This is a genomic window from Rahnella sp. R3(2024) (assembly GCF_042920125.1).
Taxonomy (GTDB): Bacteria; Pseudomonadota; Gammaproteobacteria; order Enterobacterales; family Enterobacteriaceae; genus Rahnella; species Rahnella rivi.
In genome coordinates this window covers 1,157,976-1,183,518 of sequence record NZ_JBHGBU010000001.1, presented here as the reverse complement: position 1 = coordinate 1,183,518, position 25,543 = coordinate 1,157,976, and the positions used below count along the sequence as shown (strand labels likewise).

The following is a 25,543-nucleotide window of genomic DNA, read 5'->3' as shown; positions in this document are numbered from 1 at the left end:
AGGCGGAAATTCTGCCCGTGGGAGTGGTGATGCGTGTAGTTGCGGGCGTTTTGGCGCTGGTGCTGGTGAGTTTTTCTGTAGCCGCTAACGAAAATAGCGCGCTGGGAAACAGTGCTGATGGGCAGGCTAAATCGGCAAGCTGTGCGGCTTGCCACGGCGCAAAAGGCAAAGCGGCTAATCCTGTCTACCCGAATCTGGCCGGGCAAAATGCGGATTATCTGGCCCTGTCGTTACATGCTTATAAGAAAGGCGAACGCAGCGGCGGGCAAGCGGGGGTGATGCAGGCCTTTACGGCATCACTTTCGGATCAGGACATCAATGATTTGGCAGCTTACTATGCAAGCCTGACGCCGCTGAAATAGTCGGGTATCAGAAATGCAAACGGGCAATCCTGAGATTGCCCGTTAGTTTGGCCGATGGAAAGTTGCGCTATTCTGCGCTGACCACCACGGTGCCAATTTCCGGATGGCTAAAGCTCTCGATGTAATCCAGACGCAGATCGCGCTGCTCGCCGTTCACCTCGGCCACCAGATATTCAACTTTCTTACGCATCAACAGGTCATTGGCCTTCGCCTCAACGACTTCTCCGCTGCGCAGCTTCAGTGTCAACACCAGGTGACTCTGGCAGGCGAGCTCGAGATTATCGTAGTCATCGCAATTGATGGGTTGGTACTCATCATTCATTGACATAATCGCTCACCAATAAGTTAGCGGCGGCATAGGCCGCCTGGTCCCTAACGGAGGACGGAAGGTCAGCGTTTGCTGCCACTTCGTCCAATGCTTTCAATACACAGCCCAACGCATCGGGCACATATCCCAGATCGCCACTGGCAATCTCTGAATATTTACGGCGTACCAACTCACAGTATTGCTGCATAGGTTCTCCCTTAAAAGCGTATCCCTCTGAGGAAAGCGCAGAAAGATAAGCTCTCAGTATTTATCGACTATAGCACAGGAGAGTCTCAGTTATTAGCCAACCTATAAAGGTTTATCGTTTGCGCTGAAACGGTTATTCAGGATGACCTGCGGGGTTAAACTGGTCGCGACGTGACGCTTTCAAGTACACTGTGCGTCTATCATCAAGAGGTTTCCCATGGCGTTAAAAGCAACTATTTATAAAGCAGTGATCAATATCGCTGATATGGATCGCAATTTCTTTCACGACGCCAACCTGACACTGGCCCAGCATCCCTCAGAAACAGAACAACGTATGATGCTGCGTTTGCTCGCGTGGATTTACCATGCCGATGAGCGGCTGACCTTTACGCGCGGATTAAGCGCCGAAGATGAACCAGAAATCTGGCGTAAAAATGATCACAACGGAATCGAGTTGTGGGTTGAATTAGGTTTACCGGATGAGAAGCGTCTGAAAAGGGCGTGCAACCAGTCGCGTGAAGTGGTGCTTTACGCTTATGGTGAGCGGGCTGCAAGGGTCTGGTGGTCACAAATTGAAGGGAAAGTCAGAGGTTTTGAGAATCTTCGCATCCGTTATATTGACGATGAAATGCTGACTCAGCTCACGGCTTTCGGCAGCAGAACCATGGATTTACAGGCGACTTTACAGGACGGAACTATTTGGCTTTCCGATGCTCAGAGTAATTTAGAAATTCATTTTTCGGAATGGAAAGAGTCTGTCGTAAAAGAAGCAAGGTAATCAGCGTGTTCATCCTTTCGGGTAAACTGGAAATTCCAGACAGTGAAATAGAATTAACCGCGATCCGGGCTCAGGGTAACGGTGGTCAGAACGTCAATAAAACGTCAACGGCAATACATTTACGCTTTGATATTAAGGCATCAAGTTTGCCAGACTACTATAAAGAGCGGCTGCTGGCGTTTAATCATCACTCGGTGACGGCTGATGGTTGGGTTGTTATTAAGGCGCAGGAATACCGGAGCCAGGAACAAAACCGTGAAGCGGCAGTGGCCCGGCTGAGTTCCCTGATTGCACAGGCGATGGTGGTCGAAAAACCGCGTCGTGCAACCAAGCCGACCCGCGGGTCTAAAATTCGTCGGGTAGAGAGTAAAGTGCGCAAAGGGGCGACCAAAGCATTACGGGGCAAAGTTCTTTAGCCCGACATCGTGCCGCAGGACAATCTTTATCGCGGTACTAAGAAGAAAAAGCAGTAGGGGAGTGACTGTGAAAAAAATCATTATTACAGCGGTGCTTGCGCTCGGGGCGTTATCACTGTTCGGCTGCCATACCGCCGCCTATAATCAGGAAAAACCGTTGCAGGCAATGCAGCAAAGTTACAGCGGTGTTCTGCCTTGCGCTGATTGCGGCGGGCTGGAGACTTCATTGTTCCTGCAACAAGATGGTACGTACATTTTGCAGGAAGTTTATCAGGACACCAAAGACGGCAATCAAACATTTGCCAGTTACGGCAACTGGGCGAGAACCGCGGATAAACTGGTCCTGACCGATGCGAAGGGTGAAAAACGCTATTTCCATCCGAAAGATGAAAATCTCGAAATGCTCGATACGAGTGGCGCGCCGATTGTGTCTTCGCTCAATTACACGCTGAAACCGACTCAGCAGAGTTTACCGAAGACGCCAATGACGCTGACCGGCATGATGCAGTACAGTGCTGACGCGGCTTCCTTCAAAGACTGTGCGACCGGTAAAGTGTTCCCGATGTCAGCCAACAAATCGCTGGAAGAAGGGTATCTTGCCGCACGCCAGTCACCCAATCAGCTGGTGTTTGTGTCGATGGACGGGCATTTCATGACGGAACCGTCGATGGAAGAGGGGCAGATGCACAAGGCGGTCGTGGCGGATAAAAACGTAAAGTTTGATGTGACCAGGGCCTGCCCTTAAGCATCCGCCTTTGAGTCTGCTCCGAAAAAGAAAATGCCCGCACAATGCGGGCATTTTTATGCATGAACGATCTGCGTCAGATCCTTAACGCGGGATTTGGCTCAGCAGAGAGGCAACGATGTCGCTTTGCTTGATCATTTGTTTTTCGCCTGTGCGACGGTTTTTGTATTCCAGCTCTTCAGCGTCCAGATTACGATCGCCAATCACCACCTGATGCGGAACACCGATCAGTTCCATATCAGCAAACATGACGCCCGGACGCTCTTTACGATCGTCAAGGATCACATCAATGCCGTGTGAGCGCAGCTCTGCGTATAACGCTTCTGCCGCATCTTTCACACGGAAAGATTTGTGCATGTTCATTGGCAGGATAGCAACCTGGAATGGCGCGATGGCGTCTGGCCAGATGATACCGCGATCGTCGTGGTTCTGTTCGATAGCCGCTGCCACCACACGGGTCACACCGATACCGTAACATCCCATGGTCATCACCTGATTACGTCCATCTTCGCCCTGAACTGTCGCATTCATCGCTTCTGAATACTTGGTGCCCAGCTGGAAAATATGGCCGACTTCAATACCGCGTTTAATCACCAGCGTACCCTGACCATCCGGGCTTGGATCGCCTGCAACCACATTACGCAGATCTGCCACTTCTGGCAGCGCGGTATCGCGATCCCAGTTAATGCCGAAATAATGTTTACCATCGATATTTGCGCCTGCGCTGAAATCACTCATCGCAGCAACGGTGCGGTCTGCGACCACAGGCATTGGCAGGTTAACCGGGCCGAGTGAACCCGGTCCGGCAGAAACGATTTCGCGAATTTCAGCTTCGGTAGCGAAAGTCAGCGGTGTGGCAACCTGTGGCAGTTTTTCGGCTTTGATTTCGTTCAGTTCGTGATCGCCGCGGATCAGCAAGGCAATCAGTTTGTGCCCGCTCTCAGCTGTTGCGTGAACCATCAGGGTTTTCACGGTTTTCTCAACCGGAACCTGGAACTGTTCTGTCAGTTCAGCGATGGTTTTGGCATTTGGCGTTTCAACAATACGCATCTCTTCCGTGGCCGCCTGGCGTGCTGCTGCGGGTGCCAGCGCTTCCGCGAACTCAATATTGGCTGCAAAATCAGAGGAGTCAGAGAACACCACGTCATCTTCGCCGCTTTGCGCCAGTACCTGGAACTCATGAGATGCGCTGCCGCCGATAGAACCGGTATCTGCCAGAACAGCGCGGAAATCCAGACCCATACGGTTGAAGATCTTGCTGTAGGCTGCGTACATCGCATCATACGTTTCCTGCAGAGATTCCTGCGTTGTATGGAACGAGTAGGCATCTTTCATCAGGAATTCACGCGAGCGCATCACGCCAAAGCGCGGACGAACTTCGTCACGGAATTTGGTCTGGATCTGGAAGAAGTTCAGCGGCAACTGTTTGTATGAGCTGATTTCATTGCGGATCAGATCGGTAATAACTTCTTCGTGGGTTGGACCCAGAACAAAAGGACGATCGCCACGGTCAACAAAGCGCAACAATTCCGGGCCGTATTGTTCCCAACGTCCGCTCTCCTGCCACAAATCGGCGGGCTGAACCACCGGCATCGATACCTCAATGGCGTTCGCGTTATTCATTTCTTCGCGCACGATGTTTTCAACTTTACGCAGAACACGCAGGCCGGTTGGCAGCCAGGTATACAGGCCGGAAGCCAGTTTGCGGATCATCCCCGCACGCAGCATCAGCTGATGGCTGATGACTTCCGCGTCGGCTGGCGTCTCTTTCAGAGTAGAGAGCAGATATTGAGTAGTACGCATGATGTGTTGATTCCGTTAGCACTGCAAATTGCAATCAGGCTGCCACAGGCAGCCAAAACGTAAAAAAGTGGTTTAGTTTACCAGCGAGTTGCTGTTGTCAAAAGAGACGCAGAGGAAATTTAGTCGTTGCCGAGAGACAATACCTGATTCACCGAGCCCACAACCCGCCAGCGGACATTAAACTCGAGCAGGCGAACGGCGTAATCCCGTTCAGCTGCTTCACCCTTGCGGTAGGCCGGGCGAGGATCCTGGCCCAAAACCTGAGTGATGAAACGACGCAGATGGGGATACTTACGCACATTATCTGCCAGCTGCTTTTCAGCCAGCGGTGAAAATTCCACCGGCATATCCGCTTGCGGCGCGTGCTGAGCAAATCCCGCACGGGCTTCTGGATGGCTTTCTGCAAAGGGCAGGTAGGGCTTGATATCGACAACAGGGGTGCCATCCACCAAATCCAGACTGCCAAGTTGCAAAATGACATGTTGCCCCTGGCAGTGGATCCCTTTGAGCTCAACGAGCGACATTCCCAGCGGATTCGGACGAAAGGTAGAACGTGTCGCAAATACGCCGGTGCGCGTATTGCCACCAAGGCGAGGCGGGCGGACCGTCGGACGCCAGCCGCCATCCATTGTCTGATGAAACACAAACATCACCCAAAGATGGCTGAACTCTTCCAGCCCGCGAACCGCTTCAGGCTGGTTATACGGCGCGTGAAGGTGTAACTCACCGCCGCCATCCTGGATCAAACCAGGCTGGCGTGGGACTGCAAATTTCTCTTTGTAGGGTGAATGAATTGTCCCTATTTGCTCAAAAGAAAATGAGGTCATTTAAAGGTGACGTTCAACGCAGAGCCCTGACAAATCGCTTGCTGGAAGCAACCTGGAACGCCACCGAGAATTTGGCACTGATGTAACAACACGGCGTTCGCCTTCATGTACGAAGCGCGGGTCAGCATTCTTTTACGTGCTGTGGCCAGGCTCGGAGGCGAATCATTCTGGTCCGCCTGGCAAGATTCTCCAGAGACTTCGCCTAAATCGCGGAACGGTGTGCCGACCAGTGCTTCTGCATCTTTATACAGTTTCACAGGGGCCGGACGAACTGGAGCCGGTTTTGGTTTGACGGGTTTTGGCTCTTCTTTAACAACAGGTGCAATGGGTGTTGGCTGTGTGTGTTGAGTCAGGGAACAACCCGCCAGCAAAAGTGCCGACAAACAGAGAGGTAAAGCACGCATGGTAAATCCTCTGCTTTTTAATATGTTTACAGGAATGAATGTGGCGTTATTGAAGCAAGGTATTGAGGAAATAACAAGGCGGGCATATGCCCGCCTTGTACTTATTTCTGAAAAGAGTCTTTACATGATGAATGGCAGATAAATATGGCATTCATCACTGCCGGTATTTACCAGCCTTTGACGGCGCCGCCGTTGAAGATTTTGTTCGCCGCAGCGTTCACTTCATCAGACTGGTAAGCCTGAACGAATTTCTTCACGTTTTCAGCGTCTTTGTTATCTTCACGCGCAACGATCAGGTTTACGTACGGTGAGTTTTTGTCTTCTACGAAGATGCCGTCTTTTTCTGGTGTCAGACCGATCTGGCTGGCGTAAGTCGTGTTGATAACGGCCAGTGCGATTTTTGCATCATCCAGTGAACGTGGCAGCTGTGGTGCTTCCAGTTCAACCAGTTTCAGGTTTTTAGGGTTCTCAGTCACATCAAGAACGGTCGGCAGCAGGCCAACGCCGTCTTTCAGTTTAATCAGACCTTGTTTTTGCAGCAGCAGTAATGAACGGCCAAGGTTGGTCGGATCATTTGGCAGGGCAACCTGATCGCCTTCTTTCAGTTCATCAACAGATTTGATTTTTTTGGAATAGCCCGCGATTGGGTAGACAAAGCTGTTACCGACGGGAACCAGTTTGTAGCCGCGGTCTTTGATCTGCTGATCAAGGTAAGGTTTGTGCTGGAAGGCATTAACGTCGATATCGCCTTTGCTCAGGGCTTCGTTCGGCAGGACGTAATCGTTGAATGTCACCAGTTCAACATCCAGACCGTATTTTTCTTTAGCAACTTTTTGTGCCACTTCAGCAACCTGCTGCTCAGAACCGACAATCACACCCACTTTGATGTGGTTTGGATCCTGCTCTTTTGGCCCGCAGCCAACCAAAGCCAGCGATCCCAGAAGCGCGCCAACAACGGCAATGGATTTGAATTTATTAGACATTTCCTTTCCTCAATAAGCGGATAAAAATATACACAGGGTTATGTTTTACAGCTGTTTTTTCGTTATTTATGCGTGACTGCTTTTACGATGCGGTCGCCACAGAATTGAATTAAATACACCAAAACCACTAACAGGACCAATACCGTATTCATGACAGTGGCGTCATAACCGATATAACCGTACTGATAACCAATTTGTCCCAGACCACCGGCACCCACAGCACCGCCCATCGCAGAATAACCAACCAGGGTGATCAGAGTAATAGTGGCCGCGTTAACCAGACCCGGCAAGGCTTCCGGCAACAGAATTTTACGGATGATTTGCATCGGTGTGGCGCCCATCGCGCGGGAGGCTTCAACCAGACCGCTTGGAATTTCCAGCAATGCGTTCTCAACCATACGGGCAATAAAGGGAGCGGCGCCCACGGTCAGCGGCACAATGGCAGCCTGTAAACCGATCGAGGTGCCGACAATCATACGAGTGAACGGAATCATCCAGACCAGCAAGATAATAAAAGGAATAGAACGGAAAATGTTAACCAGTGCAGACATCACGCGATAGACGTTCTTATTCTCAGCAATTTGTCCCGGACGGGTGACATACAGCAGCACGCCAAATGGTAGCCCGAGTACAAACCCAAAGAAGCCGGAGGTGAGTGTCATGATGACCGTTTCCCAGATACCCCGCCCCATTAACCACATCATTGCCTCAGACATAACCGAGTACCTCTACTTTCACCTGATTCTCATGCAGGAACTGAATCGCCGCCTGAGTGTTTTCTTCTGAACCGTGCATTTCTGTCAGCATAATCCCGAACTTCACACCGCCGGCATAATCCATCTGAGCACTGATAATATTATTGTTAATGTCAAAGCGACGAACTGCTTCTGAAAGCAGCGGTGCGTCGACCGACTGGCCGGTAAATTCCAGCCGTAACAGCGGGACACGATCAGCTTCAGGTTCCGGCACCATGCGTACCGCGTAATCTTCCGGGATATCCAGATGGAGCGTTGATTGAATGAATTGTTGAGCCAGCGGAGTTTTAGGGTGGGAGAACATTTCGCTCACCTTGTCCTGCTCGATCAGTTTGCCATCGCTTATCACTGCAACCTGGTCGCAAATGCGTTTCACGACATCCATCTCATGGGTAATCAGCAGGATGGTTAAACCCAGACGGCGGTTAATGTCTTTCAGCAGTTCCAGGATGGCGCGGGTCGTCGCCGGGTCCAGAGCACTTGTTGCTTCATCACACAGTAACACTTTGGGATTGCTGGCCAGCGCACGGGCAATGGCGACACGTTGTTTTTGCCCACCGGAAAGATTGGCCGGGTAGGCGTCATGCTTATCTTCCAGACCCACCAGACTCAGCAGCTCAGAGACGCGCTTTTTGATGTCCGCTGAAGACAAATTGTCCAGTTCCAGTGGCAGTGCAACATTGCCAAAAACGGTACGTGACGACAACAGATTAAAGTGCTGAAAAATCATGCCAATCTGGCGGCGCGCACGGGTCAGTGCTTTCTCTGAGAAGGACATCAGATCCTGGCCATCGACCAGTACCTTGCCTTCGGTCGGACGCTCCAGCAAATTGACGCAACGGATTAATGTGCTTTTACCCGCGCCAGATGAGCCGATCACGCCGTATATTTGTCCTGCAGGGACGTGAAGACTCACGTCAGAGAGCGCGACGATTTGGCGCGAACCCTGCTGGAAAACCTTGGTGATGTTTGAAAGTTTAATCATATTATTTTTTATTCTGTCTTTTTGACGTGACGTGGTGAAATTAACTCTGCGGGGATAAGCCCGTAGCATGTCGTGGATGCTAAGGCGTCTAGACGTCTAAGTCAACCAGGTTAACATTCTCACTGACCCGTAAAACATGCGATACTGGCGCCGTTAATCAGCCATCAGGAGCAAATTCGTGGCACAACCTGTTTCAGCAATCTTTCTCGACCGTGATGGCACGTTGAATGTCGATCACGGCTATGTTCATGAAATCGATGACTTCCAGTTTATCGACGGTGTCATCGATGCGTGTCTTAAACTTAAGGAAATGGGCTTCTTGCTCGTACTCGTCACTAATCAATCGGGTATTGCACGCGGCAAGTTCACTGAAGAACAGTTTATGACACTGACGGAGTGGATGGACTGGTCACTGGCCGACCGCGGTGTCGACCTTGATGGGATCTATTTCTGCCCGCATCACCCGGAAGGTTCCGTTAAAGAGTTTACGCAGGTTTGCGACTGCCGTAAGCCATTACCGGGGATGTTCTTAACTGCCCGGGAAGAGCTGAATATCGATATGGCTTCTTCTTATATGATCGGCGACAAGCTTGAGGATATGCAGGCAGCCGCTGCTGCAGGCGTGGGCACTAAGATTTTGGTTCGTACCGGTAAGCCCGTTACACCAGAAAGTGAAAGTGCAGCAGACGCTGTATTGGAAAGCCTTGCTGCATTGCCTTCCTTTATAGCAAAAGCGCAGAAATAAGGGTCTTTGGATAAAAAAACGGCAAACGAAATAAAACTGTATTTATTCGCTTGCCATTCAAATCGAACTCCCTATAATGCCGCTCCATCGACAGGGAACAACGTGAACAACATCACGAAGTAACCGGGTTGGAAAGATTAAAAGCAGTGATGACCGGATGAAATAAACGGTTGACACTGAATGAGGAAAGCGTAATATACGCCACCTCGAGTTAGCAAGCGAAAGCGCGTAACTCACTGCTCTTTAACAATTTATCAGACAATCTGTGTGGGCACTCACAAGACGATATCAGCCACCTCGGTGGCAAAAAATATCAAGTCTTAAAGAGTGACCAAGCAGTAATTCATTTAGTTGAATTATTACGAAAGTTAATTTTTGAGCACCGCTTAACTTGTTTAAGCAAATCGAACTTTTAATTGAAGAGTTTGATCATGGCTCAGATTGAACGCTGGCGGCAGGCCTAACACATGCAAGTCGAGCGGTAGCACGGGAGAGCTTGCTCTCTGGGTGACGAGCGGCGGACGGGTGAGTAATGTCTGGGAAACTGCCTGATGGAGGGGGATAACTACTGGAAACGGTAGCTAATACCGCATGACCTCGCAAGAGCAAAGTGGGGGACCTTCGGGCCTCACGCCATCGGATGTGCCCAGATGGGATTAGCTAGTAGGTGGGGTAATGGCTCACCTAGGCGACGATCCCTAGCTGGTCTGAGAGGATGACCAGCCACACTGGAACTGAGACACGGTCCAGACTCCTACGGGAGGCAGCAGTGGGGAATATTGCACAATGGGCGCAAGCCTGATGCAGCCATGCCGCGTGTGTGAAGAAGGCCTTAGGGTTGTAAAGCACTTTCAGCGAGGAGGAAGGGTTCAGTGTTAATAGCACTGTACATTGACGTTACTCGCAGAAGAAGCACCGGCTAACTCCGTGCCAGCAGCCGCGGTAATACGGAGGGTGCAAGCGTTAATCGGAATTACTGGGCGTAAAGCGCACGCAGGCGGTTTGTTAAGTCAGATGTGAAATCCCCGAGCTTAACTTGGGAACTGCATTTGAAACTGGCAAGCTAGAGTCTTGTAGAGGGGGGTAGAATTCCAGGTGTAGCGGTGAAATGCGTAGAGATCTGGAGGAATACCGGTGGCGAAGGCGGCCCCCTGGACAAAGACTGACGCTCAGGTGCGAAAGCGTGGGGAGCAAACAGGATTAGATACCCTGGTAGTCCACGCTGTAAACGATGTCGACTTGGAGGTTGTGCCCTTGAGGCGTGGCTTCCGGAGCTAACGCGTTAAGTCGACCGCCTGGGGAGTACGGCCGCAAGGTTAAAACTCAAATGAATTGACGGGGGCCCGCACAAGCGGTGGAGCATGTGGTTTAATTCGATGCAACGCGAAGAACCTTACCTACTCTTGACATCCAGAGAATTCGCTAGAGATAGCTTAGTGCCTTCGGGAACTCTGAGACAGGTGCTGCATGGCTGTCGTCAGCTCGTGTTGTGAAATGTTGGGTTAAGTCCCGCAACGAGCGCAACCCTTATCCTTTGTTGCCAGCACATAATGGTGGGAACTCAAAGGAGACTGCCGGTGATAAACCGGAGGAAGGTGGGGATGACGTCAAGTCATCATGGCCCTTACGAGTAGGGCTACACACGTGCTACAATGGCATATACAAAGAGAAGCAAACTCGCGAGAGCAAGCGGACCTCATAAAGTATGTCGTAGTCCGGATTGGAGTCTGCAACTCGACTCCATGAAGTCGGAATCGCTAGTAATCGTAGATCAGAATGCTACGGTGAATACGTTCCCGGGCCTTGTACACACCGCCCGTCACACCATGGGAGTGGGTTGCAAAAGAAGTAGGTAGCTTAACCTTCGGGAGGGCGCTTACCACTTTGTGATTCATGACTGGGGTGAAGTCGTAACAAGGTAACCGTAGGGGAACCTGCGGTTGGATCACCTCCTTACCTAAAGATACGCATTGTGCAGTGTCCACACAGATTGTCTGATAGAAAGTAACGAGCAGAAATACCTTAATAGGCTTGTAGCTCAGGTGGTTAGAGCGCACCCCTGATAAGGGTGAGGTCGGTGGTTCAAGTCCACTCAGGCCTACCAATTCCTTCCTCCTCTTCGTTGTCGCCATGTCTCGTTTGCACAAGCAAACTTCGCATGACTCCGCCTTGATGAGAAAGTAATTGGCTGACTCATCTGAACGATGAGTAATTAAGGTATCTGTAAGTGACTGTATGGGGCTATAGCTCAGCTGGGAGAGCGCCTGCCTTGCACGCAGGAGGTCAGCGGTTCGATCCCGCTTAGCTCCACCATTACCGTACAGCCCCTAAATAATACTTCAGAGTATATTGGTAACAGTATGCTGCGAAGTATTTTGCTCTTTAACAATCTGGAACAAGCTGAAAATTGAAAGTTTACAGCTGAACATCACTCTCCGTAGAAGTACTGAGTGGTGGGTTAGTCTGTAACAGAGTCTCTCAAATAATCGCAGCGCGACGATGTCTTTAAGACACCTTCGGGTTGTGAGGTTAAGCGACTAAGCGTACACGGTGGATGCCTAGGCAGTCAGAGGCGATGAAGGGCGTGCTAATCTGCGAAAAGCGTCGGTAAGGTGATATGAACCGTTATAACCGACGATACCCGAATGGGGAAACCCAGTGTGTTTCGACACACTATTGCATGGTGAATACATAGCCATGCAAGGCGAACCGGGGGAACTGAAACATCTAAGTACCCCGAGGAAAAGAAATCAACCGAGATTCCCCCAGTAGCGGCGAGCGAACGGGGAAGAGCCCAGAACCAACATCAGCGTATGTGTTAGTGGAAGCGTCTGGAAAGTCGCACAGTATAGGGTGATAGTCCCGTACACAAAAATGCATGCATTGTGAGTTCGATGAGTAGGGCGGGACACGTGACATCCTGTCTGAATATGGGGGGACCATCCTCCAAGGCTAAATACTCCTGACTGACCGATAGTGAACCAGTACCGTGAGGGAAAGGCGAAAAGAACCCCGGCGAGGGGAGTGAAATAGAACCTGAAACCGTGTACGTACAAGCAGTGGGAGCCTACTTTGTTGGGTGACTGCGTACCTTTTGTATAATGGGTCAGCGACTTATATTTTGTAGCAAGGTTAACCGAATAGGGGAGCCGTAGGGAAACCGAGTCTTAACTGGGCGTCAAGTTGCAAGGTATAGACCCGAAACCCGGTGATCTAGCCATGGGCAGGTTGAAGGTTGGGTAACACTAACTGGAGGACCGAACCGACTAATGTTGAAAAATTAGCGGATGACTTGTGGCTGGGGGTGAAAGGCCAATCAAACCGGGAGATAGCTGGTTCTCCCCGAAAGCTATTTAGGTAGCGCCTCGTGAACTCATCTTCGGGGGTAGAGCACTGTTTCGACTAGGGGGCCATCCCGGCTTACCAACTCGATGCAAACTACGAATACCGAAGAATGTTATCACGGGAGACACACGGCGGGTGCTAACGTCCGTCGTGAAGAGGGAAACAACCCAGACCGCCAGCTAAGGTCCCAAAGTCATGGTTAAGTGGGAAACGATGTGGGAAGGCATAGACAGCCAGGATGTTGGCTTAGAAGCAGCCATCATTTAAAGAAAGCGTAATAGCTCACTGGTCGAGTCGGCCTGCGCGGAAGATGTAACGGGGCTAAACCATGCACCGAAGCTGCGGCAGCGACGCTTAGGCGTTGTTGGGTAGGGGAGCGTTCTGTAAGCCGTCGAAGGTGACCTGTGAGGGTTGCTGGAGGTATCAGAAGTGCGAATGCTGACATAAGTAACGATAATGCGGGTGAAAAACCCGCACGCCGGAAGACCAAGGGTTCCTGTCCAACGTTAATCGGGGCAGGGTGAGTCGACCCCTAAGGCGAGGCTGAAAAGCGTAGTCGATGGGAAGCTGGTTAATATTCCAGCACTTGGTGTTACTGCGAAGGGGGGACGGAGAAGGCTAGGCTAGCCGGGCGACGGTTGTCCCGGTTCAAGCGTGTAGGGGGTGTGACTTGGTAAATCCGGTTACATACTAACCCTGAGGCGTGATAACGAGCCACTACGGTGGTGAAGTAGTTGATGCCATGCTTCCAGGAAAAGCCTCTAAGCTCCAGGTAACACGAAATCGTACCCCAAACCGACACAGGTGGTCAGGTAGAGAATACTCAGGCGCTTGAGAGAACTCGGGTGAAGGAACTAGGCAAAATGGTGCCGTAACTTCGGGAGAAGGCACGCTGGCGCGTAGGTGAAGGGACTTGCTCCCGGAGCTGAAGCCAGTCGCAGATACCAGCTGGCTGCAACTGTTTAATAAAAACACAGCACTGTGCAAACACGAAAGTGGACGTATACGGTGTGACGCCTGCCCGGTGCCGGAAGGTTAATTGATGGGGTTAGCAGCAATGCGAAGCTCTTGATCGAAGCCCCGGTAAACGGCGGCCGTAACTATAACGGTCCTAAGGTAGCGAAATTCCTTGTCGGGTAAGTTCCGACCTGCACGAATGGCGTAATGATGGCCAGGCTGTCTCCACCCGAGACTCAGTGAAATTGAACTCGCTGTGAAGATGCAGTGTACCCGCGGCAAGACGGAAAGACCCCGTGAACCTTTACTATAGCTTGACACTGAACATTGAGCCTTGATGTGTAGGATAGGTGGGAGGCTTTGAAGCGTGGACGCCAGTCTGCGTGGAGCCAACCTTGAAATACCACCCTTTAATGTTTGATGTTCTAACTCGGCCCCATAATCTGGGGTGAGGACAGTGTCTGGTGGGTAGTTTGACTGGGGCGGTCTCCTCCTAAAGAGTAACGGAGGAGCACGAAGGTTAGCTAATCACGGTCGGACATCGTGAGGTTAGTGCAATGGCATAAGCTAGCTTGACTGCGAGAGTGACGGCTCGAGCAGGTACGAAAGTAGGTCATAGTGATCCGGTGGTTCTGAATGGAAGGGCCATCGCTCAACGGATAAAAGGTACTCCGGGGATAACAGGCTGATACCGCCCAAGAGTTCATATCGACGGCGGTGTTTGGCACCTCGATGTCGGCTCATCACATCCTGGGGCTGAAGTAGGTCCCAAGGGTACGGCTGTTCGCCGTTTAAAGTGGTACGCGAGCTGGGTTTAGAACGTCGTGAGACAGTTCGGTCCCTATCTGCCGTGGGCGTTGGAAGATTGAGAGGGGCTGCTCCTAGTACGAGAGGACCGGAGTGGACGCATCACTGGTGTTCGGGTTGTCATGCCAATGGCATTGCCCGGTAGCTAAATGCGGAAAAGATAAGCGCTGAAAGCATCTAAGCGCGAAACTTGCCTCGAGATGAGTCTTCCCTGTGGCTTTAAGCCACCTGAAGGGACGTTTAAGACTAAGACGTTGATAGGCTGGGTGTGTAAGTGCAGCGATGCATTGAGCTAACCAGTACTAATGACCCGAGAGGCTTAACCTTACAACACCAAAGGTGTTTTAGAGTGGCTCTGAAGTAGATTTTCAGCTGAATGTTCCGAGATTGGTTCGTAGTGCAAGCCTGACTTAAGGTGCGCGTTATGGATGAAACAGAATTTGCCTGGCGGCACTAGCGCGGTGGTCCCACCTGACCCCATGCCGAACTCAGAAGTGAAACGCCGTAGCGCCGATGGTAGTGTGGGGTCTCCCCATGCGAGAGTAGGGAACTGCCAGGCATCAAATTAGTTCCTTTTCCCCTGACAAGGAAAATAACAGGAACAAACGCGCATCAGACGATTTCTGATGGGTGTGAAAGAACCGGTGGAGCGGTAGTTCAGTTGGTTAGAATACCTGCCTGTCACGCAGGGGGTCGCGGGTTCGAGCCCCGTCCGTTCCGCCACTTATTGCATAGACCCTGAATCGAAAGATTCAGGGTTTTTTTGCGTCTGCTTTCAGCAGGTTGTGCGCATTTTGCTCGGAAATTTTAAGCTCGTATGCGCTTTTTAACCAATACTGACCTTAAACGTTTATTAAGTTAACCTCTGCGATTTATCTGATGCGGGAGTTAAGTGAAATTTAATATCAGTTTTGGCTAATAAACACTAAAAGAATAATAACCAATCTCGTTTATGTTTTGTTTGAGAAATACCCGTGGGTATTTTCTATATTAATGAACATGCTCAGTTTATTAAAACTGATATTAAATGCTAATATTCCGTACGTTATAAAATATAAAGCGAAATAAATTTAGCGATGACGATCTCATAGATTGCAGATGCCATCCTCAGTCAAATGTCATAGAATCTTAACCCGGCAAATTTATTAAGATAAGTCACCATGAAATTCTCACTGGATATACTTCACTGGCAGGCTCTCGCTCCGGGAAAAGACAGTTGTGAACATTGGATCCAGTGGGCTAATCAGTCTGATATTGTTCACTTTTCCGGTGAACATCCCAAGACAACGCAGATCCCGATGATGGCTGCACGGCGTATGAGTATCGGAAGTCGATTTGCCGTTGAAACGGGCCTTTCGTTACTCGCTGCGCATGATATCGATGCGGCTATTTTTACCAGCCGTCATGGTGAGCTTGAGCGCTCAGGGCGAATTCTGAATGCCCTGGCCGACGATCTCCCTACCTCGCCGACTGAATTCTCAATGTCAGTGCATAATACTGCCGCTGGCTGGCTGACCATTATCAGTAAAAACCCGCTGCCTGTGACGTCATTAGCGGCAGGCGGCAATAGTTTTCAGCAAGGAATAATCGAAGCGCAATCAATGCTGGCTGGCGGGGCAGAGCGTGTCATGTTGATCGACTTTGACGGTGAAATACCTGCTATTTATGACAAATCGGTAAATTCTGAGTTTTTACCTTATGCTGTAGGAATATTATTAGCCGCTGGTGATGGCTGGCAATGTAGTGACATACTTTCCACGGGCAATGACTGTGTGCAGAACGTTCCTCAGAGTCTGCAATTCTTGCGCGGTTATCTCACTTCGTCTCCTTCCTTTTATGTTGATATGAATAATGGCCGACGCTGGCACTGGAAGCATAATTTGTGAGAAGAGTCTCTGGGTTGCCCTATGATGCGTTTTGTCTTGTGAACCGGGTGTGGCGATGGGGGGTAACAGGCCTCTTTTTTGCGCTTTTCGGAATCGGCGGACTGCTGCTTTCAATCATATGGTTTAACCTGTTGCGGCTCGTCATTCGTCAGCCTGAAACTTTGCACCGTATGACGCTAAACAGTATCCGTAACAGCTTCCGTTTTTTTCTGGGTGGATTACGGCTATTTGGAGTGATGGATTTTTGCTTCGTCGGTGATGAGAAGTTTAAGCAGGATACTGGCTGTCTGGTCGTGGCTAACCATCCAAGCCTTCTCGACTATGTGATCCTTGCGTCGCGAATGCCGCGCTGTGATTGCATCGTCAAGCAGGCTTTATTACAGAACCCGTTTTTGCGCGGCGTGATCAAAGCGGCGGGGTATCTGGTGAATGCCGGTTCGGAAACTTTACTGCTGGCCTGTGAAGCCCGCTTGCAAGCCGGTGGAACCCTGTTGATTTTCCCGGAAGGCACGCGCTCTTTGCCAGGCCAGGAAATGACCTTGCAACGCGGGGCCGCAAATATTGCGGTGAGGGCGGGTTGTGATGTGCGGATTGTCCATATCTCCTGTCAGCCTCCGATGCTGACCAAGCAGGGGAAGTGGTATCAAATTCCGCGGATCAAACCTCAATTTATTATTACGGTTGCCGATAAAGTTAACGTTATCGATTTTATGGATGACCATGATCTTTCGCCAGCGTTGGCAGCAAGACGCCTGACACAGCATTTACGCACCGAGCTGATGCGCAGCAATATTCAAAATAACGAGAAATAAGTCATGGATCCATTAAGCCACGAGATAAAAGAACTTATCATCACCACCCTCAATCTTGAGGGTATGACGCCTGATGAGATAGAGACTGAGGCGCCACTTTTCGGTGATGGTTTAGGACTAGACTCTATTGATGCCCTTGAATTAGGTTTGGCTTTCAAAAAGCAATACGGCGTGACCCTTTCGGCAGAAAGTCAGGAAATGCGTGAGCATTTTTATTCTGTTGAAACCCTCGCCCGGTTTATATCAGTGCAGCGTGGTTAAAGAGATTCCTATGCAGAAGCAAGAAATTTACAATCAAATTAGCGAGTTATTAATCAAGCTGTTTGAAGTGGATGAAAGTGATATCAAACCAGATGCAAAATTATATGAAGATCTGGAATTAGACAGCATTGATGCTGTGGATTTGGTTGTTCATTTGCAGAAGACCACCGGACGAAAGATTAAACCTGAAATGTTTAAATCGGTGCGCACCGTTCAGGATGTTGTGGATGCCATTGATGAATTACTTAACACGCCTGCGCAGTAATCGCCGTGTCTGAAGCCCGTAACAGGGTCGCCACGATTATCCGCTGGGTAACGATCGTGGCGATAGTTGCCTATCCCGTAGCGGTATGGAGCGGTTTAAAAACCTGGGGGATCGGCATTCTTGCCCCGTTACTGGGGCTGGTTTTTATTCTGCGCCTGCTGACTTTTCGCGGTAAGCTCAGCCAGCTTACCTTCTTTGGAAAAGCGATTGCTGCGGCGGGCATTGTTCTGGTGGCGATCAGTGCGCTGTTACGTGAAACATCCTTGCTGCTGTATTACCCGGTTGCGGTAAATACTTTGCTGTTTATTCTGTTTTTCAGTTCATTACGCGCGCGGCAATCTGTTGTTGAGCGCCTGGCCAGACTCAGTGAACCGGATTTATCCCCTGCAGGTGTCATTTATACCCGGCGCGTCACGCAAGTCTGGTGCCTCTTTTTTGTGTGTAACGGTTTTCTCGCTTTATATACCTGCCTTAAAGGAGATGTGGCTCTTTGGGCGCTGTATAACGGCGGGATAAGTTATCTGCTAATCGGCTTATTGATGGGTATTGAATGGATAGTCAGAAAGCGTCTGCAACGGTTATGACGCTCCCAATGGGCCAGTGGCTGAGTGCACAGAGAGCCGATGATCATCTGGTTGCCTGGAGCGAAACCCGGTCATGGCGGCAGGATGAGTTACGCCACGATGTGCTCTCACTCATCAGTCAGATAACCGTCACCCCACATCAGCGCTGGGCGATTTGCCTGCAAGACAATTACGCCTTCGCCGTTGCTTTGCTGGCGGTGATTTACAGTGGAAGAATGCCGGTGTTGCCCGGCCATTTTCGTCAGGCCGTCCTTGCAGAGCAGCTGGAAGAGTTCGACGCGCTGATCACCGATCGCCCGCTGTCACCCGGCTGCCCGACACTGACTTTTCCCTGTGATGCCAGCCCCTACTTTTCATCATTACCGGCATGGCCGGAAAATGCATCGCTGATTTTATTTACCTCAGGCTCAACCGGCAAACCACAAAAAATTATTAAACTGGTTTCCTCTCTCGAATGTGAAAGCCGGTGGCTTGCTGCGCTTTGGGGTGACGATCTCCGGGGAAGTTATTTTGCGGCGACCGTTGCCCCGCATCATATGTATGGGCTGACTTTTGCCTTCATGTTGCCCCTGACGCTGGGTCTGCCTTTTTATGTGAAAAGTGTCGAATACCATGAGCAGTTGGTGACGCTTTCCCGCGTCCGCACTTTAGTGCTGACCAGCAGCCCGGCGTTTCTTAAACGACTGGACCCTGCGCTGGAACCGGCCAGCCTGCGGAGCGTCTTTTCTGCCGGAGGTCCGCTGTCCCGTCAGGGTGCGCAATTAACTGCGACAACCTGTGGTTGCTTTCCGCTGGAGATTTACGGGACGACAGAAACGGGGGTGATCGCCCATCGCCAGTCTGATGAGCCCTGGACGCTGTTCAGCGACATCGCTTTCGAACACCGTCTGGATGGCCACGTTGCACTGATGTCCCCGCTAATCCCGCAACCTGAAGGCATGATTCTCAGTGATGAGGTCGACATTCTGCCAGACCAGCGGCATTTCCATTTGCTGGGACGCAAGGATCGGATTGTGAAAATTGCCGAGCAGCGAATCTCGCTCAGTGAAATAGAGCAACGCCTGTGCGCACTGGAAGAGGTGTCCGAAGCCTGTATCATGACCATAGAAAAGCAGGGCAGAGTTTGCATCGCGGCGGTGCTGGTTCTGAGCCCAGCGGGTGACCAACAATACAGGGCGCAGGGGCACAACCCTTTTATCGGTCAACTTCGGCAAGCGCTGCGTGACTGGTTGTCGCCGGTGTCTCTGCCGCGTTACTGGCGCATTGTCCCGGCCATCCCTCTCAACCAGCAAGGCAAGCGCGCTGCGGCTGAATTACAGGAAATGTTTTTATGAAGATGCCTGAAGTGCTCAGTCAGCAACAAATCAGCGACAGCAGCCTGATCCTCGAATTACGGCTTCCGGCAGATTTATTCTGGTTCAAAGGTCATTTTCCCTCCTCGCCGATTTTGCCGGGCGTCACGCAGATAAACTGGGTGATGGAATACGCCAGTGCCGGTTTCGGGCTGGACAACAGGTTTTCCGGTATGGAAGTGGTGAAATTCCAGCGGCCTCTGTTGCCCGGTGAAACCGTCAGGGTGCAGATTGACTGGCTGAAAGAAAAACACCGGCTGGTTTTCCGATACAGTCTGGGCGACGTGGTCGCCAGCAGCGGGAAAATCAGCTTATGTCCATGAATCAGCACGAGGCTTTTTCTCCCTGCCTGATTATTCCGTGCTACAACCACGGCGCAATGATGGCATGCGTGCTGGAAAATCTCCGGCCTTTGGGTTTGACCTGCCTCGTCGTCGATGACGGCAGTGATGCGGCGACTGCCGATGAGCTTCAACGGCTGGCTGCCGTGATGCCGTGGATGAGTCTGACGCGTTTGCCGTCGAATCAGGGCAAAGGGATGGCGGTCATGAAGGCGTTGCGGCTGGCAGCCGAAAAAGGTTTCACTCACGCCATTCAGGTTGATGCCGACGGTCAGCATCAGCTGTCAGACGTTCCCGCCATGCTGGACGAAGCCCGCCGCCATCCGGATTGTCTTATCTCCGGTCAGCCGGTTTACGATGACAGCGTGCCTAAATCGCGATTGTATGGCCGTTACATCACGCATTTTTGGGTGTGGGTCGAAACCTTGTCGTTTTCTCTCAAAGACAGCATGTGTGGTTTTCGTGTTTACCCTCTCAAACCCTGTCTGGCGCTGATGGACAGTCATGCCCTCGGGCAGCGGATGGATTTCGACACCGAGATTATGGTGCGCCTTTACTGGCAAGGCACCCGCAGCCGCTTCCTGCCGACGAAGGTGACCTATCCGGCTGACGGCCTTTCGCATTTCGATGCCGTAAAAGACAACATCAAGATTTCATGGATGCACACCCGGCTGTTCTTTGGCATGTTGCCGCGCGTGGGCTTTTTACTGCGCCAGCGACAAAATCTGCCTGCCGGTCAGCACTGGTCAGCCACGCCTGAACGTCAGGGGCTGTGGGGCATTCGCCTGATGATGAAGGTGTATCGCCTGCTGGGATACCGCGCGTTTCGTCTGCTGCTTTACCCGGTAATCGCGTATTTCTGGCTGACCGGCCAGACTCAGCGCAGGGCATCAGCCCGTTACCTTGACCGTATCCGCCACACCGCCGCGCAGCGAAACCTGACTCTGCCTTATCCCACCGGCACGTTCCGTCATTTCATGCGTTTTGGTGAATCCTTGCTGAGCAAGCTGGCGAGCTGGCAGGGCGATAAAACCCTGACCGACGCCGTGCTGGTCAATCCTGAGGTTTGCGAGGCACACATCGCGTCGGGGCGTGGAACGCTTATTCTGGCCTCGCATCTGGGCGATATCGAATCCTGCCGCGCATTGGGTGCGCTCAACCACCGGATCATCGTCAATGCGCTGGTTTTCACCGATAATGCCGAGCGCTTTAATCAGGTGATGAAAGAGATCAATCCGCAGGCGGTGGTGAACCTGATTCAGGTGAGCAAGATGGGGCCGGATACGGCGATGCTGTTGCAGGAAAAGCTCGATGCAGGAGAATGGGTGGCGATCGTCGGCGATCGTACCTCTGCCAGCAGCCATCAGCGCGGTGAACACGCCCGCGTGATCTGGAGTGATTTTCTTGGCAAGCCGGCCGCGTTTCCGCAGGGGCCTTTTATTCTGGCGGCAGCGCTGCGTGCGCCGGTGATGCTGATGTTTGGCATCATGCAGCAACGGCAGCTGCACATTTACTGTGAAAATTTTGCCGACCCGCTGATCCTGCCGCGCGCTCAGCGCCTGCCCGCGTTGCAGGACGCAGTCGATCGTTACGCCGCTCGTCTTGAGCATTACAGCCTGCTGGCGCCTCATGACTGGTTCAATTTTTATGATTTCTGGCAGCATCCAGCGGATGACGCCCCTGAAGGGAAACCTGACTGATATGACGTCCAAACTTGACCCAAAATTTAACGATCCGCGATTTTCCACCCGCGTGGAAATCACCGTGCCTTTTCACGACGCTGATTCGATGGGCGTGGTGTGGCATGGCAACTATTTCCGTTATCTGGAAGTCGCGCGCGAGCAATTGCTGAAGCAGTTTGATTACGGTTACCGTCAGATGCTGGCGTCAGGCTACGTCTGGCCAATTGTCGATACCCGCCTGAAATACATTGCGCCGGTTGTCTTCGAGCAACGCATTGAAGTGCGCGCACAGCTGGAGGAGATCGAAAACCGTCTGCGGATCGGCTATCAGATTTTCGACATCGAAACCGGTAAGCGCACCACCACCGGTTACACCTTGCAGGTGGCGGTGGATGCCACCACCAAAGAGATGTGCTTTGTCTCGCCACAGGTGTTGTTCGATAAAACGGGAGTCAGCCTGTGAGATCACTGTTATTTATCCTGCTGGCGGTGTTCAGCGTGGCAGCTCAGGCCGTCACGCTGGAAGAGTTACAGCAGCGTTTTAGTCAGGTGCCGGTACTCAGAGCCGAGTTTGCCCAGCAGCGGACCATCAGCGGCATGGCGCAACCGCTGAATTCCAGCGGAAATCTGGTGATCGCCCAGCAGCAAGGGCTGTGGTGGCAGCAGGAGAAACCGTTCAGCCTGACGTTATTACTGACCGAAAATCGCATGGTGCAGATCATGGCGGGGCAGGATCCGCAGGTCGTCACCGCGCAAAGCAACCCGCAGATGTTTCAGTTCAACTCGCTGCTGAGCGCCTTGTTTCATGCCGATCGCCGCGTGCTGGAGCAGAATTTCACGCTCGGTTTCACCGATCAGGGCAAGGGCGCCTGGACGCTTGTCCTGACGCCGAAAGTCTCACCGCTTAACCGTCTTTTCCGCAGCATCACGCTGCATGGCGAAACTTACCTGAACAATATCGATATTAATGACATGCAGGGCGACGCCACGCATATCCGCTTCTTCAACCAGCAAACGGCGCCAGCCCAGCTGACTGACGCCGAGAAACGCCATTTTGCGTCCTGAATTTCATCGTCGCCTCGCACTAGGCTGGCTGCTGATCATCGCCTTGCTGGTCGCCGCCTTGTTCTGGCTGCTGCCGCGCAGTCAGATTAACAGCAGCGTGCTGGCGCTCCTGCCGCAACAGCAGAACACCACCGTTCCGCAGGTGTTTGTAAAAGGTTTCACGCAGCGCCTCGATCGTCAGCTGATGTGGCTGGTCAGCCCGCCGCAGGGCGCAGGCATTGCGCCGCTTGACGACTGGCTGAAACAGCTGCGGGCGTTGCCTGAACTGAGTCAGGTGGAAGGGCCGATGGATGCTCAACGCCAGCAGGAGTGGGGCACGTTCTTTTTTCAACACCGTAACGCTTTGCTTGATGATGCGACCCGCCAGCGGCTGACAACCGGGGCGGAGGCGCAAAGCCAGTGGATCCTCGGTCAGCTCTACTCGGCGTTTGCCGGCGTCAGTGGAAAAGAACTGACTCACGACCCGCTGTTGCTGGTCCGCGCGTCCCAGATGGCGCAGCAGCAAAACAGCAGCGGCATGACGCTCGATCAGGGCTGGCTGATGGCCCGTGATAAGCAGGGGCGTAGCTGGTATTTAGTGCACGCTGAGCTGAAAGCCTCTTCGTATGACATCACCACCGGCAGGCAGACGGTCGCCAGCCTGAATGCGGTGAAACAGGCCTTTGAAACCCGCTGGCCGGGGGCGAAAGTGCTGGCGCGCGGCACAATTTTCTACAGCAACTATGCCAGCCAGCAGGCTGAACGCGATCTTTCCACCATTGGTGCGGCGTCGGTGATCGGCGTATTCGTACTGATTTTAGTGATGTTCCGCTCGGTGCTGCCGTTGTTGCTCAGTCTGCTTTCTATCGCCATTGGCGCATTATCCGGCACCGTTTTTACCTTATGGGTATTTGGCGAAATTCACATAATGACGCTGGTGCTGAGTACCAGCATTGTCGGGATCTCCGCTGACTACACCCTTTATTTCCTCACCGAGCGGCGGGTTCACGGCGACACGACCACGCCGCTGGACAGCCTGAAAAAACTGTTCCCGGCATTATCCATGGCCCTGCTGACCACGGTGGCCGCCTATCTGATGCTGCTGATCGCGCCCTTTCCGGGCCTGCAACAGCTGGCGGTATTCGCCGCGGCCGGGCTGAGCGCCGCCTGTATAACGGTGATGTGCTGGTATCCGTATTTATCAAAACGCCTGCCGGTAGGGCCGACACCGGGGCTTGCCCTGATTTTCCGCTGGTTGCTGGCGTGGCGCAGCCAGAAAGCGGTGCGCATCGGCTTACCCGTCCTGATTTTACTGGTGGCAGCGGGCGGAATAGCTCAGCTTAAAATCAATGATGATATTGCTGATTTACAATCGCTGCCCGCCGCGTTACAGCAGCAGGAACAGCAGATTGCCGCGCTGACCGGGCAAACTAACGATCAGAAATGGCTGGTGGTGTATGGCGAAAATGCCGAGCAAACGCTGCAACGCCTCGAAGCGTTACGGCCAAAGCTGGCGCAGGCAAAAACGGGCGGCGTGATTGACGGCTACCGGATGCTCGGGTTGCCCTCCCAGGCACAGCAGCAGCGCGATTTAACCTTGCTCAGGCAGCGTGCGCCGCAGATTGTGGCTCAGTTAGAGCAGGCGGGCATCCGCGTTTCTGTGCCCGATTTACGTCCGCAAACGGTCGATGTTCCGATGTGGCTTAACAGCGTCATCAGTCAGGGCTGGCGGTTATTATGGTTGTCCCTGCCGGACGGGAGCAGCGCGACACTCATTCCTGTCAGTGGCGTTCACGACAGCGCCGCGATGGCAGCGCTGGCGGATTCCTCGCCGGGCGCGGGCTGGATTGACCGTAAAACCGAGTTCAGCGATCTCTTTTCCCAATACCGGGTTTATCTGACCGGCCTTCTGGCGCTGGCCGTGGCAGTGATTGCCGTCATGTATCTCTGGCGTTTCCGCCTGCCGCACGGGCTGATTTGTCTGGTGCCGACTGTTTTATCACTGGCGACGGGCATCGCGGCGCTCGGCTACAGCGGGCATAATCTCAATCTGTTTTCTTTGCTGGCGTTGATCCTGGTGCTGGGCATTGGCATTAACTACACGCTGTTTTTCACCAATCCGCGCGGCACACCGACCACCTCGATGTTTGCGGTATTCATGGCGGTGGTGACGACGCTGCTGACCTTCGGGATGCTGGTATTCAGCGCCACGCAGGCGATCAGCAGTTTTGGCATCGTGCTGAGTTTTGGCATTCTGACGGCCTTCCTGCTCTCACCGCTGACTCTGCCGGTTAAAAAACGAGGACGTAGAAAATGAGTCGATTCACGTTGCCACTTCTGGCCTGGCTGGTGCTTAGCCTCGGCGGTTGTGCCACGCAGCCTCCGGCCAGCACGCTGCCGCAAGCCTGGCTGAAACCCGGCGTTCAGGTGAAATTACCCTCGCCGCTGCTGGAAAAGCCGGTGAGTCAGCAACAGTTGCTGACGGCCACCGTGAAGGGCAAACAGCAGTCGCTGCTGGTCTTACTTAATGCCGATGGCAAATCGCTGCAACTGGCCGGGCTCTCTCCGCTGGGGATCCGTCTGTTCAAAGTGGTCTACGATCAACAAGGGATCCACACCGAGCAGGCCATAAAAATTGACGGTTTACCTCCTGCAAATCAGGTTCTGGCCGATATCATGCTGAGCTACTGGCCGGTCGAACGCTGGCAGCCGCTGCTTCCTGCGGGCTGGCGGCTGGACGATCAACCGCTTCGCCGCACGTTGCTGGATAACCACGGGGCGACGATCACCCGCATCGACTATCTGCCGAAAGGCGCGACCCGCCAGCCAGTGTCGATCACCCAGCAGGCTTTTCATTACCAGATAACTATCCAGAACGTCGGTGGCTAAC

Annotated in this window: 26 protein-coding genes, 3 tRNA genes and 3 rRNA genes; 24 read left to right on the top strand and 8 right to left on the bottom strand. The window is 52.4% G+C overall.

Annotated elements, in window-relative coordinates:
• Positions 1-29: 29 nt before the first annotated feature.
• Positions 30-362 carry a cytochrome c gene (locus ABSH60_RS05250; RefSeq protein ID WP_056781705.1) on the top strand — a complete coding sequence of 111 codons (333 nt, stop codon included), beginning with the start codon at positions 30-32 and terminating at the stop codon, positions 360-362.
• 67 nt (positions 363-429) lie between these two features.
• Here ABSH60_RS05250 and rof read toward each other — a convergent pair whose 3' ends face one another.
• The gene (rof, locus tag ABSH60_RS05245) at positions 430-690 is read right to left on the bottom strand and encodes a Rho-binding antiterminator (RefSeq protein WP_056781703.1); all 261 of its coding nucleotides are present in this window, start codon (positions 688-690) and stop codon (positions 430-432) included.
• A complete protein-coding gene (locus ABSH60_RS05240; RefSeq protein WP_056781700.1) occupies positions 677-877 on the bottom strand; it encodes a YaeP family protein in 201 nt (66 codons plus the stop codon). Before ABSH60_RS05240 ends, rof begins: the two co-directional genes overlap by 14 nt.
• A gap of 216 nt (positions 878-1,093) precedes the next feature.
• Here ABSH60_RS05240 and ABSH60_RS05235 point away from each other — a divergent pair, with 216 nt between their 5' ends.
• The 3 genes from ABSH60_RS05235 to nlpE all read left to right on the top strand — a co-directional run bounded on the left by ABSH60_RS05235 (position 1,094) and on the right by nlpE (position 2,815).
• Positions 1,094-1,654 (top strand): YaeQ family protein, encoded by a 561-nt coding sequence (locus tag ABSH60_RS05235; protein WP_056781698.1) that lies wholly within the window; start codon positions 1,094-1,096, stop codon positions 1,652-1,654.
• Positions 1,621-2,070: an alternative ribosome rescue aminoacyl-tRNA hydrolase ArfB gene (gene arfB, locus ABSH60_RS05230; protein ID WP_221298277.1), complete on the top strand. Its 450-nt coding sequence runs from the start codon at positions 1,621-1,623 to the stop codon at positions 2,068-2,070. The genes ABSH60_RS05235 and arfB overlap by 34 nt, the downstream gene beginning before the upstream one ends.
• Positions 2,071-2,137: 67 nt before the next feature.
• Complete coding sequence (gene nlpE, locus ABSH60_RS05225) at positions 2,138-2,815, top strand: envelope stress response activation lipoprotein NlpE (protein ID WP_122097569.1); 678 nt, start codon at positions 2,138-2,140, stop codon at positions 2,813-2,815.
• Between the two features lie 84 nt (positions 2,816-2,899).
• Here the strand turns inward: nlpE and proS are convergent, their stop codons facing one another.
• The 3 genes from proS to rcsF form a co-directional block, all read right to left on the bottom strand.
• Positions 2,900-4,618, bottom strand: coding sequence for a proline--tRNA ligase (gene proS, locus ABSH60_RS05220; protein ID WP_390973005.1), 1,719 nt, complete (start codon positions 4,616-4,618; stop codon positions 2,900-2,902).
• Positions 4,619-4,737: 119 nt separating this feature from the next.
• On the bottom strand, positions 4,738-5,445 hold the full coding sequence (gene tsaA, locus ABSH60_RS05215; protein ID WP_390973003.1) for a tRNA (N6-threonylcarbamoyladenosine(37)-N6)-methyltransferase TrmO: 708 nt from the start codon (positions 5,443-5,445) through the stop codon (positions 4,738-4,740).
• On the bottom strand, positions 5,442-5,849 hold the full coding sequence (rcsF, locus tag ABSH60_RS05210) for an Rcs stress response system protein RcsF (RefSeq protein WP_056781689.1): 408 nt from the start codon (positions 5,847-5,849) through the stop codon (positions 5,442-5,444). Before rcsF ends, tsaA begins: the two co-directional genes overlap by 4 nt.
• On the opposite strand from rcsF, the gene ABSH60_RS05205 reads away from it, so the two are divergent.
• Positions 5,848-5,991: a hypothetical protein gene (locus ABSH60_RS05205; RefSeq protein ID WP_156362057.1), complete on the top strand. Its 144-nt coding sequence runs from the start codon at positions 5,848-5,850 to the stop codon at positions 5,989-5,991. The two genes, rcsF and ABSH60_RS05205, sit on opposite strands and share 2 nt — an antisense overlap.
• 25 nt (positions 5,992-6,016) lie before the next feature.
• On the opposite strand, the gene ABSH60_RS05200 is transcribed toward ABSH60_RS05205, so the two are convergent.
• The 3 genes from ABSH60_RS05200 to metN all read right to left on the bottom strand — a co-directional run bounded on the left by ABSH60_RS05200 (position 6,017) and on the right by metN (position 8,572).
• Entirely contained in the window at positions 6,017-6,832 is an 816-nt protein-coding gene (locus ABSH60_RS05200; protein WP_056781686.1) for a MetQ/NlpA family lipoprotein, read from the bottom strand.
• A gap of 62 nt (positions 6,833-6,894) precedes the next feature.
• Positions 6,895-7,548 (bottom strand): methionine ABC transporter permease MetI, encoded by a 654-nt coding sequence (locus ABSH60_RS05195; RefSeq protein WP_015696115.1) that lies wholly within the window; start codon positions 7,546-7,548, stop codon positions 6,895-6,897.
• Positions 7,541-8,572 (bottom strand): methionine ABC transporter ATP-binding protein MetN, encoded by a 1,032-nt coding sequence (gene metN, locus ABSH60_RS05190; protein WP_056781684.1) that lies wholly within the window; start codon positions 8,570-8,572, stop codon positions 7,541-7,543. Before metN ends, ABSH60_RS05195 begins: the two co-directional genes overlap by 8 nt.
• A gap of 178 nt (positions 8,573-8,750) precedes the next feature.
• Here metN and gmhB point away from each other — a divergent pair, with 178 nt between their 5' ends.
• The 19 genes from gmhB (at position 8,751) to ABSH60_RS05095 (ending at position 25,542) form a co-directional block, all read left to right on the top strand.
• Complete coding sequence (gmhB, locus tag ABSH60_RS05185; protein ID WP_136377186.1) at positions 8,751-9,317, top strand: D-glycero-beta-D-manno-heptose 1,7-bisphosphate 7-phosphatase; 567 nt, start codon at positions 8,751-8,753, stop codon at positions 9,315-9,317.
• 413 nt (positions 9,318-9,730) lie between these two features.
• Positions 9,731-11,273 (top strand): 16S ribosomal RNA (locus ABSH60_RS05180).
• Positions 11,274-11,344: 71 nt separating this feature from the next.
• A tRNA-Ile gene (locus ABSH60_RS05175) sits at positions 11,345-11,421 on the top strand.
• A gap of 133 nt (positions 11,422-11,554) precedes the next feature.
• Positions 11,555-11,630, top strand: a tRNA-Ala gene (locus tag ABSH60_RS05170).
• Positions 11,631-11,844: 214 nt separating this feature from the next.
• Positions 11,845-14,753, top strand: a 23S ribosomal RNA gene (locus ABSH60_RS05165).
• A 116-nt stretch (positions 14,754-14,869) separates the two neighbouring features.
• Positions 14,870-14,985 (top strand): 5S ribosomal RNA (gene rrf, locus ABSH60_RS05160).
• The 16S, 23S and 5S rRNA genes sit together here with 3 tRNA genes alongside, the layout of an rRNA operon.
• A gap of 87 nt (positions 14,986-15,072) precedes the next feature.
• A tRNA-Asp gene (locus tag ABSH60_RS05155) sits at positions 15,073-15,149 on the top strand.
• 437 nt (positions 15,150-15,586) lie between these two features.
• Complete coding sequence (locus ABSH60_RS05150) at positions 15,587-16,312, top strand: beta-ketoacyl synthase chain length factor (protein WP_390973000.1); 726 nt, start codon at positions 15,587-15,589, stop codon at positions 16,310-16,312.
• Complete coding sequence (locus ABSH60_RS05145; protein ID WP_390972998.1) at positions 16,309-17,124, top strand: 1-acyl-sn-glycerol-3-phosphate acyltransferase; 816 nt, start codon at positions 16,309-16,311, stop codon at positions 17,122-17,124. The genes ABSH60_RS05150 and ABSH60_RS05145 overlap by 4 nt, the downstream gene beginning before the upstream one ends.
• A 3-nt stretch (positions 17,125-17,127) precedes the next feature.
• Positions 17,128-17,385, top strand: coding sequence for a phosphopantetheine-binding protein (locus ABSH60_RS05140; RefSeq protein WP_056781640.1), 258 nt, complete (start codon positions 17,128-17,130; stop codon positions 17,383-17,385).
• A gap of 10 nt (positions 17,386-17,395) precedes the next feature.
• A complete protein-coding gene (locus ABSH60_RS05135; protein WP_122097331.1) occupies positions 17,396-17,650 on the top strand; it encodes an acyl carrier protein in 255 nt (84 codons plus the stop codon).
• 5 nt (positions 17,651-17,655) lie between these two features.
• Positions 17,656-18,234 carry a hypothetical protein gene (locus tag ABSH60_RS05130; RefSeq protein WP_390972996.1) on the top strand — a complete coding sequence of 193 codons (579 nt, stop codon included), beginning with the start codon at positions 17,656-17,658 and terminating at the stop codon, positions 18,232-18,234.
• The gene (locus ABSH60_RS05125) at positions 18,231-19,568 is read left to right on the top strand and encodes an AMP-binding protein (protein ID WP_390972994.1); all 1,338 of its coding nucleotides are present in this window, start codon (positions 18,231-18,233) and stop codon (positions 19,566-19,568) included. The genes ABSH60_RS05130 and ABSH60_RS05125 overlap by 4 nt, the downstream gene beginning before the upstream one ends.
• Positions 19,565-19,909, top strand: a complete 345-nt coding sequence (locus ABSH60_RS05120; RefSeq protein ID WP_390972992.1) for a 3-hydroxyacyl-ACP dehydratase FabZ family protein — start codon at positions 19,565-19,567, stop codon at positions 19,907-19,909. The genes ABSH60_RS05125 and ABSH60_RS05120 overlap by 4 nt, the downstream gene beginning before the upstream one ends.
• A complete protein-coding gene (locus tag ABSH60_RS05115) occupies positions 19,906-21,627 on the top strand; it encodes a glycosyltransferase (RefSeq protein WP_390975687.1) in 1,722 nt (573 codons plus the stop codon). The genes ABSH60_RS05120 and ABSH60_RS05115 overlap by 4 nt, the downstream gene beginning before the upstream one ends.
• Before the next feature lies 1 nt (position 21,628).
• The gene (locus ABSH60_RS05110) at positions 21,629-22,072 is read left to right on the top strand and encodes a thioesterase family protein (protein ID WP_056781629.1); all 444 of its coding nucleotides are present in this window, start codon (positions 21,629-21,631) and stop codon (positions 22,070-22,072) included.
• Complete coding sequence (locus ABSH60_RS05105) at positions 22,069-22,674, top strand: outer membrane lipoprotein carrier protein LolA (RefSeq protein WP_122097345.1); 606 nt, start codon at positions 22,069-22,071, stop codon at positions 22,672-22,674. The genes ABSH60_RS05110 and ABSH60_RS05105 overlap by 4 nt, the downstream gene beginning before the upstream one ends.
• Positions 22,664-24,970, top strand: a complete 2,307-nt coding sequence (locus ABSH60_RS05100; RefSeq protein ID WP_390972990.1) for an MMPL family transporter — start codon at positions 22,664-22,666, stop codon at positions 24,968-24,970. Before ABSH60_RS05105 ends, ABSH60_RS05100 begins: the two co-directional genes overlap by 11 nt.
• A complete protein-coding gene (locus tag ABSH60_RS05095) occupies positions 24,967-25,542 on the top strand; it encodes a DUF3261 domain-containing protein (RefSeq protein ID WP_056781621.1) in 576 nt (191 codons plus the stop codon). The genes ABSH60_RS05100 and ABSH60_RS05095 overlap by 4 nt, the downstream gene beginning before the upstream one ends.
• Position 25,543: the final 1 nt, after the last annotated feature.